This window comes from Aquihabitans sp. G128, from assembly GCF_019048865.1.
Taxonomy (GTDB): Bacteria; Actinomycetota; Acidimicrobiia; order Acidimicrobiales; family Iamiaceae; genus Aquihabitans.
Genome location: NZ_CP077604.1, coordinates 3,677,882 through 3,694,147, shown reverse-complemented (window position 1 = coordinate 3,694,147; position 16,266 = coordinate 3,677,882). Strand labels below are relative to the sequence as shown.

General features: G+C 70.3%; 13 protein-coding genes and 2 pseudogenes. All 15 read right to left on the bottom strand.

The features are described 5' to 3' along the window. Nucleotides 1-21: 21 nt before the first annotated feature. A complete protein-coding gene (locus KSP35_RS17740; protein ID WP_216997123.1) occupies nt 22-1,563 on the bottom strand; it encodes an NADH-quinone oxidoreductase subunit N in 1,542 nt (513 codons plus the stop codon). Beyond that, nucleotides 1,563-3,221 (bottom strand): NuoM family protein, encoded by a 1,659-nt coding sequence (locus KSP35_RS17735; protein ID WP_254126834.1) that lies wholly within the window; start codon nt 3,219-3,221, stop codon nt 1,563-1,565. Before KSP35_RS17735 ends, KSP35_RS17740 begins: the two co-directional genes overlap by 1 nt. After that, complete coding sequence (nuoL, locus tag KSP35_RS17730; protein ID WP_216997122.1) at nt 3,221-5,185, bottom strand: NADH-quinone oxidoreductase subunit L; 1,965 nt, start codon at nt 5,183-5,185, stop codon at nt 3,221-3,223. Before nuoL ends, KSP35_RS17735 begins: the two co-directional genes overlap by 1 nt. A gap of 9 nt (nt 5,186-5,194) precedes the next feature. Continuing rightward, on the bottom strand, nt 5,195-5,512 hold the full coding sequence (nuoK, locus tag KSP35_RS17725) for an NADH-quinone oxidoreductase subunit NuoK (RefSeq protein ID WP_254126833.1): 318 nt from the start codon (nt 5,510-5,512) through the stop codon (nt 5,195-5,197). Further along, nucleotides 5,509-6,081, bottom strand: a complete 573-nt coding sequence (locus KSP35_RS17720; RefSeq protein ID WP_216997121.1) for an NADH-quinone oxidoreductase subunit J — start codon at nt 6,079-6,081, stop codon at nt 5,509-5,511. Before KSP35_RS17720 ends, nuoK begins: the two co-directional genes overlap by 4 nt. Further along, nucleotides 6,081-6,803, bottom strand: a complete 723-nt coding sequence (locus KSP35_RS17715) for an NADH-quinone oxidoreductase subunit I (protein WP_216997120.1) — start codon at nt 6,801-6,803, stop codon at nt 6,081-6,083. The genes KSP35_RS17720 and KSP35_RS17715 overlap by 1 nt, the downstream gene beginning before the upstream one ends. Next, nucleotides 6,803-8,017 (bottom strand): complex I subunit 1 family protein, encoded by a 1,215-nt coding sequence (locus KSP35_RS17710; protein ID WP_216997119.1) that lies wholly within the window; start codon nt 8,015-8,017, stop codon nt 6,803-6,805. Before KSP35_RS17710 ends, KSP35_RS17715 begins: the two co-directional genes overlap by 1 nt. Further along, nucleotides 8,014-10,710: an NADH-quinone oxidoreductase subunit NuoG gene (nuoG, locus tag KSP35_RS17705; RefSeq protein ID WP_216997118.1), complete on the bottom strand. Its 2,697-nt coding sequence runs from the start codon at nt 10,708-10,710 to the stop codon at nt 8,014-8,016. The genes KSP35_RS17710 and nuoG overlap by 4 nt, the downstream gene beginning before the upstream one ends. Then, nucleotides 10,703-10,936 carry an NADH-ubiquinone oxidoreductase-F iron-sulfur binding region domain-containing protein gene (locus KSP35_RS24700; RefSeq protein ID WP_254127246.1) on the bottom strand — a complete coding sequence of 78 codons (234 nt, stop codon included), beginning with the start codon at nt 10,934-10,936 and terminating at the stop codon, nt 10,703-10,705. Before KSP35_RS24700 ends, nuoG begins: the two co-directional genes overlap by 8 nt. A gap of 100 nt (nt 10,937-11,036) precedes the next feature. Further along, a pseudogene (locus tag KSP35_RS17700) lies at nt 11,037-12,086 on the bottom strand (NADH-quinone oxidoreductase subunit F); the annotation flags it as partial. After that, nucleotides 12,086-12,628: an NAD(P)H-dependent oxidoreductase subunit E gene (locus tag KSP35_RS17695; RefSeq protein ID WP_254127244.1), complete on the bottom strand. Its 543-nt coding sequence runs from the start codon at nt 12,626-12,628 to the stop codon at nt 12,086-12,088. The pseudogene KSP35_RS17700 and the gene KSP35_RS17695, both read right to left, overlap by 1 nt. A 90-nt stretch (nt 12,629-12,718) precedes the next feature. Next, entirely contained in the window at nt 12,719-14,068 is a 1,350-nt protein-coding gene (locus tag KSP35_RS17690; RefSeq protein ID WP_254126832.1) for an NADH-quinone oxidoreductase subunit D, read from the bottom strand. Between the two features lie 16 nt (nt 14,069-14,084). Continuing rightward, a complete protein-coding gene (locus KSP35_RS17685; RefSeq protein ID WP_254126831.1) occupies nt 14,085-14,618 on the bottom strand; it encodes an NADH-quinone oxidoreductase subunit C in 534 nt (177 codons plus the stop codon). Between the two features lie 2 nt (nt 14,619-14,620). Continuing rightward, on the bottom strand, nt 14,621-15,208 hold the full coding sequence (locus KSP35_RS17680; protein WP_216997117.1) for an NADH-quinone oxidoreductase subunit B: 588 nt from the start codon (nt 15,206-15,208) through the stop codon (nt 14,621-14,623). A gap of 128 nt (nt 15,209-15,336) precedes the next feature. Then, nucleotides 15,337-15,684: pseudogene (locus KSP35_RS26110) on the bottom strand (NADH-quinone oxidoreductase subunit A); the annotation flags it as partial. Between the last annotated feature and the right edge of the window lie 582 nt (nt 15,685-16,266).

Here is a 16,266-nt window from a genome sequence, read left to right as displayed (position 1 = left end):
CTGCGAGCGGCCGGCGCAGGGTCAGCCGCCCGAGGAGGCCTGCGTCGGCGTGTCGACCGTGGTGGCCACCACGCCGTCGCCGCGCACCGCGGTCTTGGTGGCGTCCCAGAGCGGGCCGGGGATGATCCCGAGGCCGATGGTGGCGACCACCGAGGCCACCAGGGCGATGCGGGCGCCGGCCGGGACGGTGAAGGTGGGCGCGCCGTCCTCGGCGTCCTCGCCGTACATGGTCAGGACGACCCGCAGGTAGACGAAGGCCGAGATGACCGACGACAGCATGGCCACCAGGGCCAGCCAGAACGAGCGGGAGTCGACCGCCGCGCCCAGGACGTAGAACTTGGCGAGGAAGCCGGAGGTGAACGGCACGCCGGCCTGGGCCAGGAGGAACACCAGGAAGGCGAAGGCCAGCAGCGGGGCGCGCTTGGCCAGGCCCTTGTAGTCGCTGAGGGCGTGGGCGTTGTCGCCGGTGCGACCGACGATGGTGGCGACGCCGAAGCTGCCGGCGACGGTGAAGGTGTAGGTGGCCAGGTAGAAGAGCACGGCGCGGGTGCCGCGCTCGGTGGCGGCCTGCACGCCCACGAGGATGAAGCCGGCGTGGCTGATGGACGAGTACGCCAGCATGCGCTTCACGTTGGTCTGGCTGACGGCGAGCACCGAGCCCACCAGGAGCGTGATGACCGCGACCACGTAGACGATGGGCTTCCAGTCGGTCTGGTAGCTGCTGAAGCCGTAGACGAACACCCGCAGGATGGCGGCGAAGCCGGCCGTCTTCACGCCGGAGGCCATGTAGGCCACCACCGGGCTGGGCGACCCGTCGTAGACGTCGGGGGTCCAGGCGTGGAAGGGGGCGGCGGCCACCTTGAAGCCGAGGCCCACCAGCAGCAGGGCGAAGCCGGCCAGCAGGGTGATGTCGTTGGTGAGGATGTTGGTGGCGAGGTACGAGCGGATGCCGGTGAGGTTGGTTGTGCCGGTGGCGCCGTAGACCAGGGCGATGCCGTAGAGCAGGAATGCCGAGGAGAAGGCGCCGAGCACGAAGTACTTGAGCGCCGCCTCGCCGGAGCGGGCCCGACGGACGTGGATGCCGGCCAGCACGTAGACGGCGATCGACAGGATCTCGAGGCCGAGGAAGATGACCATGAGGTCGTTGGCGCCGGCCATGATCACGCCGCCGGCGGCCGAGAGCAGCAACAGGACGTAGGCCTCGGGGCCCTCGAGGCGCTCGCGGCGGAGGTAGCCGTCGGCCAGCAGGCAGGTGAGGATCACGCCGCTGGCGATGACGATGCCGAGGAAGACGGTCAGCCCGTCGACCCGGACGGCGTCGGCCACGACGCGCAGCGGGCCGTCGTCGCGGGTGCGGAACCACAGCGGGATGGCGGAGATGATCGGCGCGCCGGCGGTGGCCATGGCGAAGCAGGCGTGCCAGGGGAAGCGCGACCTCCGGGGCAGCAGGGCGCCCAGCACCATCAGCAGCACGGCGCCGCCGAGCAGGATGAGGACCGGGAGCAGGGCGGAGAACTCGACGCCGGGCGTCTGGAGCTTCTCGGGGGCAGCAGCGAACAGCATCAGTTGCCACCCTCCTGGTCGGCGCCGGCGTGGGCGCCCTCGGCGTCGTGGCCCTCGGAGGGCTCGCCCTCGTGGCGGCGCTCGTCCTCGGGCACGACCTTCTCGCCCTCGTCGGCGACCTTGGGCTGGCGGTAGTCGGAGTTGTCCTCGACGTGGCGCACGAGGCGGTCGACGGCGGGCTGGATGCGGTCGAAGATCGGCTTCGGGTACACGCCCATGATGACGATGATCGCCACCAGCGGGGCGATGGCCAGGCCCTCGCCGAGCTTGAGGTCCCCGACCTTGGCGTTGTCGTCGTCCGGCGTGCCGTGGAAGACCCGCTGGTAGGCCCACAGCAGGTAGAGGGCGGCCAGGATCACGCCGGTGACGGCCACGACGGTCCACCAGCGGCGGGTGAGGAACGAGCCCTGGAGGATCACGAACTCGCCGACGAAGCCGTTCAGCCCGGGCAGGCCGATGGACGCCAGCATGACCACGGTGAACACCGCGGCCAGGATGGGCGCCGGCTTCTGCAGGCCGTTGAGGTGCTCGAGCTTGTAGGTGTGGCGGCGCTCGTAGATGAAGCCGCAGAGCATGAACAGGGCGCCGGTGGTGATGCCGTGGGCCACCATCTGGAACACGCCGCCCTGCAGGCCCTGGGTGGTCAGCGAGAAGGTGCCCAGCGCGATGAACCCGAGGTGGGCCACCGAGGAGTAGGCGATGATCCGCTTGAGGTCCTTCTGCATGGTGGCGCAGACGGCGCCGTAGACGATGCCGATGACGCCGAGGGTGACCATGCCGGGAGCGGCCCAGACGGCGGCCTCCGGGAAGAGGTAGAGCCCGAAGCGCAGGAAGCCGTAGGTGCCGAGCTTCAGCATGACCCCGGCCAGGATGACCGAGCCGGCGGTGGGCGCCTGGGTGTGGGCGTCGGGCAGCCAGGTGTGGAACGGGAACAGCGGGACCTTCACGGCGAAGGCGATGGCGAAGGAGAGGAACAGCCAGCGGCCGGTGGTCTTGGAGATGATGTCCTGGCCCTCGGCCAGGGTGCGCAGGTCGAAGGTGACCGGCCCGCCCTTGGCGTGGAGGTAGGCGGTGGCGATGGTGCCCACCAGCATGAAGGCCGAGCCGAACATCGTGTAGAGGAAGAACTTGGTGGCCGCGTACTTGCGGAGGTCGTAGCCCCAGCCGCTGATGAGGAAGTACATCGGGACCAGGACGATCTCGAAGAAGAGGAAGAAGAGGAAGGTGTCGAGCGACAGGAAGGCGCCCAGGCAGCCGGCCTCCAGCAGGAGCAGCCAGGCGTAGAAGGGCTTGTCGTCGTGGTGCGGCGGGGCGCCGAGCATGGCGATCGGGAACAGGATCCCGGTGAGCACCACCAGCCAGAGGCTGATGCCGTCGACGCCGAGCGTCCACGAGATGGTGGGATCGGCGATCCAGCCGTGGTGGTCCACCAGCTGGAACCCGGCGTCGTGGGTCTTGAAGAGGGCCAGGATGCCGATGGAGAGCCCGGCGGTGGCCAGGGCGAAGAGCACCGCCGCCTGCTTGGCGATCTCGGGCCGGCGCTTGGAGATGAGCGCCACCAGGATCGAGCCCACCACCGGGGTGAGCACCACCGCGGTGAGGATCGGGAAGTCCGGAGCGCCGTGGGCCGCTTCGGCTGCGAGCACGAGGGCTCCCATCAGTAGACCGCCTTCGAGATGAGGAGCCCGGCGATCACGACCGCGCCGATGGCGAGGCCGAGGGCGTAGTTGCGGACGTAGCCGGACTGGGTCCGGCGGGCCTGGCCCGAACCGGACCCGATGCCCGTGGCGACGCCGTTGACGGCGCCGTCGATGACGGTGCGGTCGAACCAGGCGACCGCGTCGAAGGCCTTGCGGCCCGGCCCGCCCATGAAGGCGGTGATGGTGCTGTCGTAGAGCCAGCCCCGGGCGAGGACGGGCTGCTCGACCTTCTTGGCCAGCTCGCGCTTCTTGCCGAGGTAGATGGCGGCGGCACCGAGGATCCCGGCGATCGCGCCGGCGAGGGCGACCATGGCCAGCGTGACCGTGGTGGCGGTGGACTGGTGGACGTGGCGCTCACCGAGCTCCACCACCGGCTCCAGCCAGTGCTCCAGGAACTTGGTGCGGTCGAACAGCGGCAGGTTGAGCCCGCCGGCGACGGTGGCGAAGCCGGCGAGGACCACCAGCGGGAGGGTCATCTTCCAGCCGGACTCGTGGGGGTGGATGGCCTCGTTGGGGCCGACCCCGTGGCCGGGGTGGACGCCCGACTCGGCGCGCTCGGCGTGCAGGTCGGGCACCGCCTCTTCGAGCGGGCGGTCCCACTTGGGCTCGCCGAAGAAGACCATGAAGACCTGGCGGCCCATGTAGAAGGCGGTGAGGATGGCGGTCACCAGGCCGGCCACCCAGAGCACGGGGCTCTTGCCGAACGCCGAGAGCAGGATCTCGTCCTTGGACCAGAAGCCGGCGAACGGGATGATCCCGGCGATGGCGAGGAAGCCGATGATGAAGGTCACCGACGTGACCTTCATGACCTTGAACAGCCCGCCCATGCGGCGCATGTCCTGCTCGTCCTCCATGCCGTGGATGACCGAGCCCGAGCCCAGGAACATCAGGGCCTTGAAGAAGGCGTGGGTGACCATGTGGAAGATGGCGGCCACGTAGGCGCCGGAGCCGACGGCCAGGAACATGTAGCCGAGCTGGCTGACCGTGGAGTACGCCAGCACCTTCTTGATGTCGTTCTGGGCCACCGCGATGGTGGCGGCGAACAGGGCGGTGGCGGCGCCCACGATGGCGATCAGCCACGGCACCCAGCTGGCCGAGAGGGCCAGGATCGGGTTCATGCGGGTGAGCAGGTAGACGCCGGCGGTGACCATGGTGGCGGCGTGGATGAGCGCCGAGACCGGGGTGGGGCCGGCCATGGCGTCGGGCAGCCAGACGTAGAGCGGCAGCTGGGCCGACTTGCCCGCCGCCCCCAGGAAGAGCATGGCGGCGATGGCCGTGGCGGTGGTGGTGGCCAGGGTGGGCGAGGCGGCCACGATGCCGTGGTAGTTGAGCGTGCCGAGCGACTGGAAGGTGAAGAAGATCGCCACCATGAAGCCGAAGTCACCGATGCGGTTGGTGACGAAGGCCTTCTTGCCGGCGGAGGCGTTGGCGTCGACCTCGTGCCAGAAGGAGATGAGGAAGTACGAGCAGGCGCCGACGCCCTCCCACCCGAGGAAGGTGAGCAGCAGGTTGTCGCCCAGCACCAGCATGATCATCGAGAAGACGAACAGGTTCAGGTAGACGAAGAACTTGCTGAACCGCGGGTCGCCGTGCATGTAGCCGATGGCGTACAGGTGGATCAGCGTGGCGATCCCGGTGACGAACAGCAGCATGGTCACCGAGAGCGGGTCGGCCAGGAAGCCGACGTCGACCTTGAGCCCGCCCACCGGCAGCCAGGTGAACAGCGTCTGGGTCAGGGCCCGCTCGTGCGAGCTCTTGCCCACCAGGTCGACGAACACCGCGACGGTGGCCAGGAACGCCGAGCCGACGGCACCGGTGGCCAGCCAGCCGGCCAGCGGCTCGCCGAGGCGCTTGCCGAAGAAGACGAGGAAGAGGAACCCGGCCAGGGGCAGGGCAGGGATGAGGAAGAGCAGGTCGTGCATGGGTTCCGCTCAGCCCTTCAGCAGCGACAGGTCGTCGGCGGTGGCGCCTTGGCGACGGCGGAAGATGGACACGATGATCCCGAGGCCGACCACGACCTCGGCTGCCGCGACCACCAGGACGAAGAACACCGCGACCTGGCCGCCGAGGTCGTCGAGCTGGCGGGCCAGGGTGACGAAGGTGAGGTTCACCGCGTTGAGCATCAGCTCGACGCACATGAACATCACCAGCGGGTTGCGGCGGATCAGCACGCCGACGGTGCCGATGGCGAACAGGAGGGCCGAGAGGGTGAGGTACCACTCGGGGCCGGGAGCAGCGGCGAGGATCACGACGCCACCTCCTCTGCGGGAGCGGGGATCTCGTCGGCCGGGGGCTCGTCGACGAGGGCTTCGTGGCGGTGGCGGGCCAGGGTGACGGCGCCCACCACGGCGATGACCAGCAGGACCGAGGTGATCTCGAAGGCCCACAGGTAGTCGGTGAAGATCAGGCGGCCGATCTGGGTGACGTTCGGCAGGTTCGGGTCGTTGCGAGCAGCGGTCGACCGGGCGCCGGTGGTCTGGCCGAACCAGACCACGCACACCAGGCCGCCGGCGAGGAGCACGCCGGCCACGCCGGCCCAGGTGCGCTGGCCGCTGAGCGGCTCGACCCGGATGTCCTCGGAGCTGTCGACGCCGAGCAGCATGATCACGAACAGGAACAGGACCACGATGGCGCCGGCGTAGACGATGATCTGCACCGCCGCCAGGAACTCGGCGTCCTGGGCGATGAACAGCACGGCGATGCCGAAGAGGGTGCCCACCAGGCTGAGCGCCGAGTGGACCGGGTTCTCCGAGGTGACCACGCCGATGGCGCCGGCGAGGCAGATGATGGCGCCGGCCACGAAGACGAACCACTCCATCAGTGGCCCTCCCCGTGCTCGTGGACGGCCTCGGGATCGACCTCGTGCACGGTGGCGTGGGCGTCGGGCCCGGCGTGCTCGGCCGACGGGAGGTAGGGCAGCGTGCCGACGGAGGCGCCGCCGGACTGGCCGGCCTCCGGGGGCTTCACGCCGAAGCCGAGCTCGCCGCTCCAACCGACCTTGCCCTCGTAGGCCGCGGCGCCGCCGGGGGCGGTGGCGCGGACCCAGGCCGAGGACTGGTGGGCGACCGTTGCGAGGTCGGTCCAGTCCTCCCAGGGGAGCTGCTGGGGCATGCCGTCGTCGGTGACCACCAGCTCGGCCTTGGTGTAGATGGCGTCCTGGCGGTTGGTGAAGGAGAACTCGAAGAGCTTGCTCTCGGTGATGGCCTCGGTGGGGCAGGCCTCCACGCACAGGTCGCAGTGGATGCAGCGCAGGTAGTTGATCTCGTAGACGAACCCGAACCGCTCGCCCGGCGACACGGGGTCGGCCGGGTCGTTGTCCTGGCCGCGGACGTAGATGCACTTGGCGGGGCAGACGCCGGCGCAGAGCTCGCAGCCGATGCACTTCTCCATGCCGTCCTCGTAGCGGTTGAGGACGTGGCGGCCGTGCAGCCGCTCCGGCTTGTCGCGCTTGCCGCCCTCGCCCTTGGCGTACTCGCGGGTGTTGCGCTGCTTCTTGCCCCGCTGCCGGAACGTGACGAGGAACCCTCCGAGGTAGCCCATCAGTCGATCGCTCCTTCGAGCTCGCGGTTCCGCCTCGACGCACGCTGCGCGAGGTTCAACGTGCCGTAGCCGGCTGCCATGGTGGCGGCGCCGATGGCGACGGTGAGGAACGGGTTCCAGCCGGCGTCGGAGCCGACCCGGATGGCCACCAGGAGCAGCATCCAGCCCAGCGAGAGCGGGATGAGCACCTTCCAGCCGAGGTCCATGAGCTGGTCGTAGCGCACGCGGGGCACCGAGGCCCGGGTCCACACGAAGGCGTAGAGGATCACGATCAGCTTGAGGAAGAACCAGACGAAGCCCCACAGCCAGCCGGGGCCGATGATCCGGGGGCCGGCGGGCCCGCCCAGGAACAGGGTCACGATGATGGCGCCCATGGTGACGGCGTTGAGGAACTCGGCCAGGTAGAAGATGGCGAACCGGAAGCCGGAGTACTCCGTCTGGAACGAGCCGACCAGCTCCTGCTCGGCCTCGACGAGGTCGAACGGCGGGCGGTTGAGCTCGGCGGTGGCGGCCATGGAGAAGATCACGAACGGGATGAGGCCGGTGACCCACAGGTTCCAGCCCCACGGGGCCTGGGCGTTGACGATGCCGTTGGTGGTGAGGGTGCCGAGGCCGGAGCCGCCGTTGCCGCTCACCAGGACGACGGCGAGCACCGACAGGCCGAGCGCTGCTTCGTAGGAGACCATCTGGGCGCTGGCGCGGACCGAGCCGAGCAGCGGGTACTTCGAGCCCGAGGACCAGCCGGCGAGCATGACGCCGTAGACGGCGATGGAGGACATGGCCAGGATCACCAGCACGCCGGCGTCGGGGTTGGCCAGCTGCAGGAAGGTGTCGTGGCCGAACATGTGGACGGCCCCGCCCTTGCCGTCGCTGAAGTCGCCGCCGAGCGGGATCAGGCCGAAGGTGATGAAGGCCGGGACCATGGTGAGCACCGGGGCCAGACGGAAGACCAGGCGGTCGGACTTGTCGGGGATGAGGTCCTCTTTGAGGATCACCTTCAGGCCGTCGGCCAGGGTCTGGAGGATGCCCCAGGGACCGGCCCGGTTCGGGCCGATGCGGTTCTGCAGGTCCGAGATGATCTTCCGCTCGAACCAGATCATCAGCATGGTGGCGATCAGGCAGATGCCGAGGGTGAGGGCGGCCTTCACCAGGACGATGAGGACCACCACGAGGCCGACGTGGCCGCCGAGGAGGGGGTCGAAGCCGAGGATCATCGGTTCGTCTCCACCCGGACCTCGGTGACGGCCGCACCGGCGTCGATGAGCACGGTGGGCGACGGGTCGCCCTGCGCCCAGGACAGCACGACGGTGCCGGCGGGCACGGTGGCGTCAGGCTCGACCGGGGTGGTGAGGCTGCCGCGGGGCGAGGACACCTTGACGCTGTCGCCGGCCGCCACGCCGAGGCGCTCGAGGTCGGCGGGGTTGGCCACCAGGACGCCGGGCACGGCGAGGCCGGCCAGCGAGGGCGCCTTGGAGACGAGGGTGCCGTGGTCGTAGAGGCGGCGGGCCGTGACCAGCCGCAGGGAGTAGGCGTCGACGGCGGGCGCCGCGTAGCTCGGGGCCTCGAAGGCCACGGTGGCGGGCCGGCCCGGCGTTGCGGGCTCTTCTGGCTCGGGCGCCGCGCCCTCACCCTCGCCGTCGGCGTCGGCGTCGGTGCCGTCGGCCGTGGCGGCCTCGGCGCCGGCCGCGGCCGCCTCGTGGGCCTGGACCGCTTCGTCGGTGTCGGCTGCGTCGGCCGCGGCGGCGTGCTCGGACGCCTCGGGCTCGGCGGCGTTGTCGGACTCGGCGGCGGTCACGCCACCGTCGTCGGCGGGCTCGGGCGTGGAGCGACCGACCAGCAGGCCGTCGGGCTCGGCGTCGAGGGCCTCGACGGTGATGCCGGCGTGGGCGGGCGAGACCCGCTCGATCTCGGCCCACACCTCGACGGCGTCGGTGAACCCGAGGTCGGCGCCGAGGCGGAAGGCCAGCTCGGCGGCGATCATCCAGTCGGGGCGAGCCGTGCCGGGAGGCGTGACCTTCTGGCGGACCGAGCTGACCCGGCCCTCCAGGTTGGTGGTGGTGCCGTCGACCTCGGCGGGCCCGGCGGCGGGCAGGACGACATCGGCGGTGGCCGAGGAGCGGTTCAGGAACGTGTCGACGGCGACCACGGTGCGGGCGCCCTCGAGGCCCCGCTTGGCCAGCTCGCGATCGGGGAAGTCCGACAGCGGGTCGGCGCCCAGGAGGATCAGGGTGTCGATCTTGCCGTCGGCGGCGGCGGCCAGGATCTCGCCGGTCTCGAGGCCGACCTCGGCGGGCACCGAGCCCCAGGCCTCGGTGAACCAGTCGGCGCCGTCGGCGAGGGTGACGCGGCCGGGCAGGAGCCCGGGGGTGAGGCCCAGGTCCAGCGCGCCGTGGACGTTGCCGCGGCGCAGCCCGGAGAGGAAGCGCACGTTCGGGAAGGCGGCGAGCAGGGCGGCGGCGGCGGCCACCGTGGCGTCGGGCGCCTCGGCCAGCGAGCCCCGGCCCAGCAGGACGGTGAGGTGCTCGGCCCCGAGCAGCTCGCGCACCGCGGCGTGGTCGCCCTCGCCGGCGATGAGCTGGTCGACCAGCTCGTTGACCGCGCCCGGGGTGCTGCGCAGCGAGTGCGCCGCCAGCTCGCTGAGCGAGGTGGTGCGGGGGGCGAGCTCGACGACCTTCGCGCCGTGGCGGGTGACGGCGTCGCGGATGCGCAGGAACAGCACCGCCAGCTCGTCCTTGGGGTCGGAGCCGATCACGAGGATCGTGCCGCCGGCCGTGCAGGCCTCGTCGATGGTGGCCCGGGGCAGCGAGGCCACGACGTCGGCCGGGAGGCCGTCGCCGAGCTGGGCGTCGACGTTGTCGGTGCCGATCACGGCCTTGGCCAGCTTGGCCCAGGCGTAGGCGGACTCGTTGGTGAGCCGGGCGCCGCCGATGATGGCGGTGCCGGTGGGGCCGTGCTTGTCGAGGCCGGCCTTGACGGCCTTGGCCACCTGGGCCAGGGCGTCGGCCCAGCGGACCTCGCCGAGCTCGCCGGCCTCGTTGCGCACCAGCGGGGCCGAGAGGCGGTCCTCGGAGCCGACGGCTTCGAACCCGAAGCGGCCCTTGTCGCAGAGCCAGCTCCAGTTGACGGGGTCGGAGTCGACGCCGACGTAGCGGAGGACCTCGTTGCGGGAGCCGTCGATGACGATGCGGCAGCCGACCGAGCAGCCCTGGCAGGTGGACTCGACGACGTCGAGGTCCCACGGCCGGGCCTTGAAGCGGTAGGGCTTGGCGGTGAGGGCGCCGACCGGGCAGATCTGCACCGTGTTGCCCGAGAAGTACGAGGCGAACGGGTGGTCCGGGAAGGTGTTGACCTGGGTGCCGTTGCCGCGGTCCTGGAAGTGGATCAGCGTGTCGCCGGCGACGTCCTTGGCGAAGCGGGTGCAGCGATCGCAGAGGATGCAGCGCTCGCGGTCGAGGTAGACGTTCTCCGAGATCGAGATCGGCTTCTCGTAGTGCCGCTTCTCCTCGACGAACCGGCTCTCGCCCGGGCCGAAGGAGACCGTGTGGTCCTGCAGGGGGCACTCGCCGCCCTTGTCGCAGACCGGGCAGTCGAGCGGGTGGTTGATCAGGAGGAACTCGAGGATGCCGTCCTGGGCCTTCTTGGCCACCGGGGACTCGGTCTCGACCACCATGTCGGGGGCGACGGTGAGCATGCAGCTGGGCTGGAGGGCCGGGCCGCGACCGGTGTCGACCTCCACGAGGCACATCCGGCACATGCCGACCGGCTCCATGCGGTGGTGGTAGCAGAACCGCGGGATGTAGACGCCGTTGCGCTCGGCGGCGTCGATGACCAGCTCGCCCTGGCGGGCCTCGATGGCCTTGCCGTTGACCGTGATGGCGACGGCGGTCTCGGTGGTGGCGTCAGGCATCGACCGTGACCTCTTCCTTCTCGGGCGCCGGCGGGACGTAGGGCCCGACGAAGGCCGGCCCCTTGACCTCGACGGTGATCTCGGCCGGTCCGCCGAGGTAGGCCTCGAACTCGTCCTTGAACCGCATGACGGCCGAGGCGATGGGCGAGGTGGCCGACTGGCCCAGGGGGCAGATGGTGGTCTGCTTCGGCGGCCAGTTCATGCCGACGGAGATGTTGTCGCACACGTCGAGGAGGAGGTTGAGGTCCTCCGGGCGGCCGTGGCCGTCGACGATGCGCTTCGAGGATCTTCTCGAGCCAGCTGGTGCCCTCGCGGCAGGGGGTGCACTTGCCGCAGGACTCCCGGGCGAAGAACCGCACCAGGCGCAGGGCGGCCTTGACCATGTCGGTGTCCTCGTCGAACACCACCACGGCGCCGGAGCCGAGCATGGTGCCGAGCTTGCCGACGGCGCCCGCTTCGAGCGGCACGTCGAGGTGCTCGGGGTAGAGCCACGGTGCCGAGGCGCCGCCGGGGATGAACGCCTTGAGCTCCTTGTCGCCGCGGATGCCACCGCCGTAGACCGGCGCGTAGAGCAGGTCGCGGAAGGTGGTGACGCCGAACTCGACCTCGTAGACGCCGGGGCGCTTCACGTGGCCGGAGACGGCGAAGATGCGGGTGCCCTTGGAGTTCTCGGCGCCGAGCGCCGCGAAGGCGGCCGCCCCGTTGGAGATGATCCAGGGGAGGTTGGCCAGCGTCTCGACGTTGTTGACGATGGTGGGCTGGAGGTAGAGGCCCTTGGCGGCCGGGAAGAACGGCGGCTTGAGGCGGGGCATGCCCCGGTTGCCCTCGAGGCTCTCGATGAGCCCGGTCTCCTCACCCACGATGTAGGCGCCGGCGCCCCAGTGCAGGACGATGTCGACGGAGAAGTCGGTGCCGTGGATGTTCTTGCCGATGTGGCCGGCGGCGTAGGCGTCGTTCAGGGCCTGGGCGATGCGCTCCTGGGCCAGGGCCATCTCGCCTCGGACGTACAGGAACGCCTGCGAGCAGCCCACCGCGTAGCAGGCGATGAGGATGCCCTCGATGAGCTGGTGCGGGTCGCGCTCCATGAGGAGGCGGTCCTTGTAGGTGCCCGGCTCGGACTCGTCGCCGTTGACCACGAGGTAGCGGGGGAACACCCCCGGCGGGCAGAAGCCCCACTTGACGCCGGCCGGGAACCCGGCGCCGCCGCGGCCGAGCAGCGAGGCGCTCTTGACCTCGTCGACCACGGCCGACGGGGCCTTGGCCAGCGCGGCGTCGAGGCCCTGGTAGCCGCCGGTGGCGACGTAGCGATCGAGGGTGTGGCCGTCGGCGAGGTCGAACCGGCTGGTGATGATCTTCGGGGCGTCGGTGACGACCATCAGGCCTTCTCGCCTTCTGCGGGCTCGGCGTGGGCGGAGAGCCAGACCGGCTCCGGGGTGGCGGCGGGATCGGCGTTGCCGGCCCGTCGGTCCTCGGGGATGTGCTGGCGGATGCGGGCGAGGGTGCCGTGGGGCGGGATCTCGTCGGTGCGCTTGCCGGCCCGGAGGTCGGCGATGACCTCGTCGAACTGGTCGTTGCTGATCTTGTGGAAGTACCGGTAGTTGATCTGCAGGCAGGGGGCCTCGGTGCACGCTGCGATGCACTCGACGTCCTCGATGGTGAAGAGCCCGTCGGCCGTGGTGCTGCCGCCCTTGATGCCGAGGCTGTGCTCGGCGTGGTGCAGCAGCTCCTCGCCGCCCATGATCTGGCAGGAGATGTTGGTGCAGATGTTCACCACGTACTTCCCGACCGGCTCGCGCTTGAACATCTCGTAGAACGAGCAGGTGCCGAGCACCTGGGCCGGGGTGGTGTTGGTGAGCTCGGCGATGTGCTCCATGGCGTCGTCGGCCACGTAGCCGTCCTGCTCCTGGGCGAGGTGCAGGAGCGGGATGGTGGCGGACTTCGGCCGCGGGTACCGCGAGAGGATCTCGAAGCGCGGTGGGGAGGTTGGCGTCGGAGAAGCGCGACATGGCTAGCGGTCCACCTCGCCCATGATCGGGTCGACGCTGGAGATGATGGCCACGGCGTCGGCGATGAGCCCCCCGTGCATGAGGTGGGGCAGGACCTGGAGGTTCACGAAGCTCGGGCCTCTGATGTGCATGCGGTACGGGGTGGGCCCGCCGTCGGAGACGAGGTAGCAGCCGAGCTCGCCACGGGGCGACTCGATGCCGACGTAGACCTCGCCCTCGGGGACCTTGAAGCCCTCGGTGAAGATCTTGAAGTGGTGGATCAGCGCTTCCATCGACTCGTCGATGCGGGCGCGCGGCGGGGGCGTGACCTTCTTGTCCTGGACCCGGTAGTCGCCCGCCGGCATGCGCTCGATGCACTGCCAGAGGATCTTCATGGACTCGCGGATCTCGTTGAGCCGGATCGCATAGCGGTCGAAGGAGTCGCCGTAGGTGCCGACCACGACGTCGAAGTCGACCTCGTCGTAGGCGAGGTAGGGCATCTCGCGGCGCAGGTCCCAGCCGTAGCCGGTGGAGCGGAGGATGGGGCCGGTGGCGCCCAGCGCCAGGGCCTCCTCGGTGGAGATGGTGCCGACGCCCTGGAGCCGCTCCCGCCAGATCGGCTGGTTGGTCATGAGGACCTCGTACTCCTCGAGCCGGGCCGGGATGCTCTCGAGGTAGGTGGCGAGGCGCTCCTGCCAGCCGTCGGGCAGGTCGGCGGCGGTGCCGCCCACGCGGATGAAGTTGTGGTTCATCCGCAGGCCGGTGATCATCTCGAGGATCCGCAGGCCCTCTTCGCGCTCGCGCCAGCCGTAGATCATCATCGACGAGGACCCGAGGTCCATGCCGTTGGTGGCCAGGAAGAGGAAGTGCGAGGTGAGGCGGTTGAGCTCGCTGAGCAGCATGCGGATCCACACGGCCCGAGGCGGCAGCTCGACGCCCAGCAGCTTCTCGGCCGCCAGGCTGAACACCAGCTCGTTGAAGATGGGCGAGGCGTAGTCCATCCGCGTGACGTTGGTGCCGCCCTGCAGGTAGGTGAGCGTCTCGCCGGTCTTCTCCATGCCGGTGTGGAGGTAGCCGATGACCGGCTTGGTCCGCAGCACGGTCTCGCCGTCGAGCTCGAGCATGAGGCGCAGCACGCCGTGGGTGCTCGGGTGCTGGGGACCCATGTTGATGATGGTGGTCTCGGCGTCGTCCGGGGCGTCGGCCCCGGCCTCGGCCTCGGACAGGCGCAGCACCGAGCCGACCTCGCGCAGCACCTCGACGCCGCCCGCGAAGGACCGGCGGTCCATCTCCTGGGCGCCCTCGGAGGTGAGGTGGGTGCCGTCGTGGTGCCCGGGGGTGCCGGCGACGTTGCGGTTCTCTGCGATGGTCATGGGGGAGCCTCCGCTCTCAGCGGGAGGGAGCGTCTTTGAACTGGACCGGGATGCGCCCGACTGCGTAGTCCTTGCGCAGCGGGTGCCCGTGCCAGTCCTCGGGCATGAGGATGCGGGTGAGGTCGGGGTGGCCGTCGAACGCGATGCCGAACATGTCGAACACCTCGCGCTCCATGGCGTCGGTGCCGGGGTGGACCTCGAAGAGCGTGGGGACGACGGGGTCGCTCTCGGGGACCTGGACCCGGAGGCGCAGGCGCTCGCGCTGGGCGTGGGAGATCAAGGTGACGACGACCTCGAACCGCTCCGGCTCGACGCCCTCGGGCAGGTCGGCGCGCCGGTGCGCCAGGTAGTCGACCCCGGCGAGGTCGAGGCACATGACGTAGCCGTCGTCGTCGCGCAGGGTGCGCACGAGGTCGACCAGCTGCTCGCGGGTGGGGTGCGCCACCTTCTGGCCGCGGCTGTAGGTGACCGGGGCCCCGTGCAGCAGCTCGGGCTCGGGCGCCACGTCAGGCGCCACCTCGGCGTCGGTGGCGGGTGCGTCGTCGGCCACGGCTAGTTCCGTCCGGGGGTGAGCAGGACCGGCTGCGGGGCCCGCTGGCCGTCGAGCTGGCTGACGGTGATGCCGGCACCGGCGCCACCGTTCTCCTCACGACGGCGGAAGATGTCGCCGTCGGCGATCTTCTCGTGGAGGGTGCCGATGGCGTGGATGAGCGTCTCCGGGCCGGGCGGGCAGCCGGGGGCGTAGACGTCGACCGGGACGACCTGGTCGACGCCCTGCACGATCGCGTAGTTGTTGAACATGCCGCCGGAGCTGGCGCAGACGCCCATGGAGATGACCCACTTGGGCTCCATCATCTGGTCGTAGATCTGGCGCAGCACCGGGGCCATCTTCTGCGACACCCGGCCGGCCACGATCATGAGGTCGGCCTGGCGCGGGGAGGCGCGGAAGACCTCCATGCCGAAGCGGGCGAGGTCGTAGTGCGAGCCGCCGGCGCCCATCATCTCGATGGCGCAGCAGGCCAGGCCGAAGGTGGCCGGCCACATGGAGCGGGTGCGGGCCCACTTGACCACGTCCTCGACCTTGGCGGTCATGAAGTTGTGGTCGAGGGTCTCGAGGCCGTTGCTGAAGTCGAGCGGCATCAGGCCGCCACCTCCTCGGGCGCATCGGCGGGCCGGCCGTCGGCGCCGACGCGGCGGATGGTGGAGGCGGTGGTGCGGTTCGGGCTCACGGCCGGGTTGGCCCGGGAGCGCAGCGCCTGCACCGGGCCCCAGTCGAGGGCCCCGTTGCTGATGAGGTAGATGAACGACGCGAACACGGCGATGGCGAACACCAGCATCTCGACCAGGCCGAAGCCGCCGAGCTGCCGGTAGATGACCGCGTAGGGGTACAGGAAGATGATCTCGATGTCGAAGACGATGAAGATCATGGCCACGAGGTAGAAGCGCACCGGGAAGCGCTCCGGCGGTTCGTTGCGGGGCACGATGCCGCACTCGTAGGGGGCCGACTTGGCGGCGGACGGGCGCTTGGGGCTGACCAGCTTCGACATCACCAGGCTGACGCCGGCGAACCCGGCGCCGAGGGCCAACATGACGAGGACCGGCAGGTACTGCCCCATGGTCAGGCCCCTGCGCCGGCCACCGCAGCGCGCTGGGTGAGGACCAGCTTGTCGCGACGGTGGAGCATGGTGGCGGAGATGCCGAACATGATGCTGCTGAAGATCGTGAAGCTGATCGACGGCAGGCGCAGGGCGCCACGGTCGCGCTTCGAGGATCACGGTGTAGACGGGAGCGTCCGGGTCGGCGATGGGCAGCGGCGGGGCCTGGCCGGGCTTGGTGACCTGCGGGATGATCGGCTGGATCTGCACCGCGGCATAGAGGTTCTTGTTGTTGAACTCCACCGCCGAGGTGAACTTGTACTTGATGCGCCCGATGATCGAGTTCTCCGTGCGGCCCGTCTTGCCGCCGGTGACGTAGGTGTCGAGCACCACGTAGTCGGCGGCACCGTTGGCGAACAGGTTCGACCCGTCCGGGCCGAGGGCCTCGGCCACGATCGACTGGGTCTCACCGGTGTACTTGTTGGAGGTCTCCAGCATCTTCCACGGGCCGACCTTGGCGTTGATCTCCTTGGCCAGCGGCGGGTCGACGCTGATGAGGTCCCCGAGCGTCGGGGCCTTGGGGGCCTCCGGCGGGAACTCCTT

Coding starts and splice junctions, on each gene's coding strand:
- KSP35_RS17740 (WP_216997123.1), bottom strand. CDS start 1,563: ATGCTGTTCGCTGCTGCCCCCGAGAAGCTCCAGACGCCCGGCGTCGAG.
- KSP35_RS17735 (WP_254126834.1), bottom strand. CDS start 3,221: ATGGGAGCCCTCGTGCTCGCAGCCGAAGCGGCCCACGGCGCTCCGGAC.
- nuoL (WP_216997122.1), bottom strand. CDS start 5,185: ATGCACGACCTGCTCTTCCTCATCCCTGCCCTGCCCCTGGCCGGGTTC.
- KSP35_RS17720 (WP_216997121.1), bottom strand. CDS start 6,081: ATGGAGTGGTTCGTCTTCGTGGCCGGCGCCATCATCTGCCTCGCCGGC.
- KSP35_RS17715 (WP_216997120.1), bottom strand. CDS start 6,803: ATGGGCTACCTCGGAGGGTTCCTCGTCACGTTCCGGCAGCGGGGCAAG.
- KSP35_RS17710 (WP_216997119.1), bottom strand. CDS start 8,017: ATGATCCTCGGCTTCGACCCCCTCCTCGGCGGCCACGTCGGCCTCGTG.
- nuoG (WP_216997118.1), bottom strand. CDS start 10,710: ATGCCTGACGCCACCACCGAGACCGCCGTCGCCATCACGGTCAACGGC.
- KSP35_RS17690 (WP_254126832.1), bottom strand. CDS start 14,068: ATGACCATCGCAGAGAACCGCAACGTCGCCGGCACCCCCGGGCACCAC.
- KSP35_RS17680 (WP_216997117.1), bottom strand. CDS start 15,208: ATGCCGCTCGACTTCAGCAACGGCCTCGAGACCCTCGACCACAACTTC.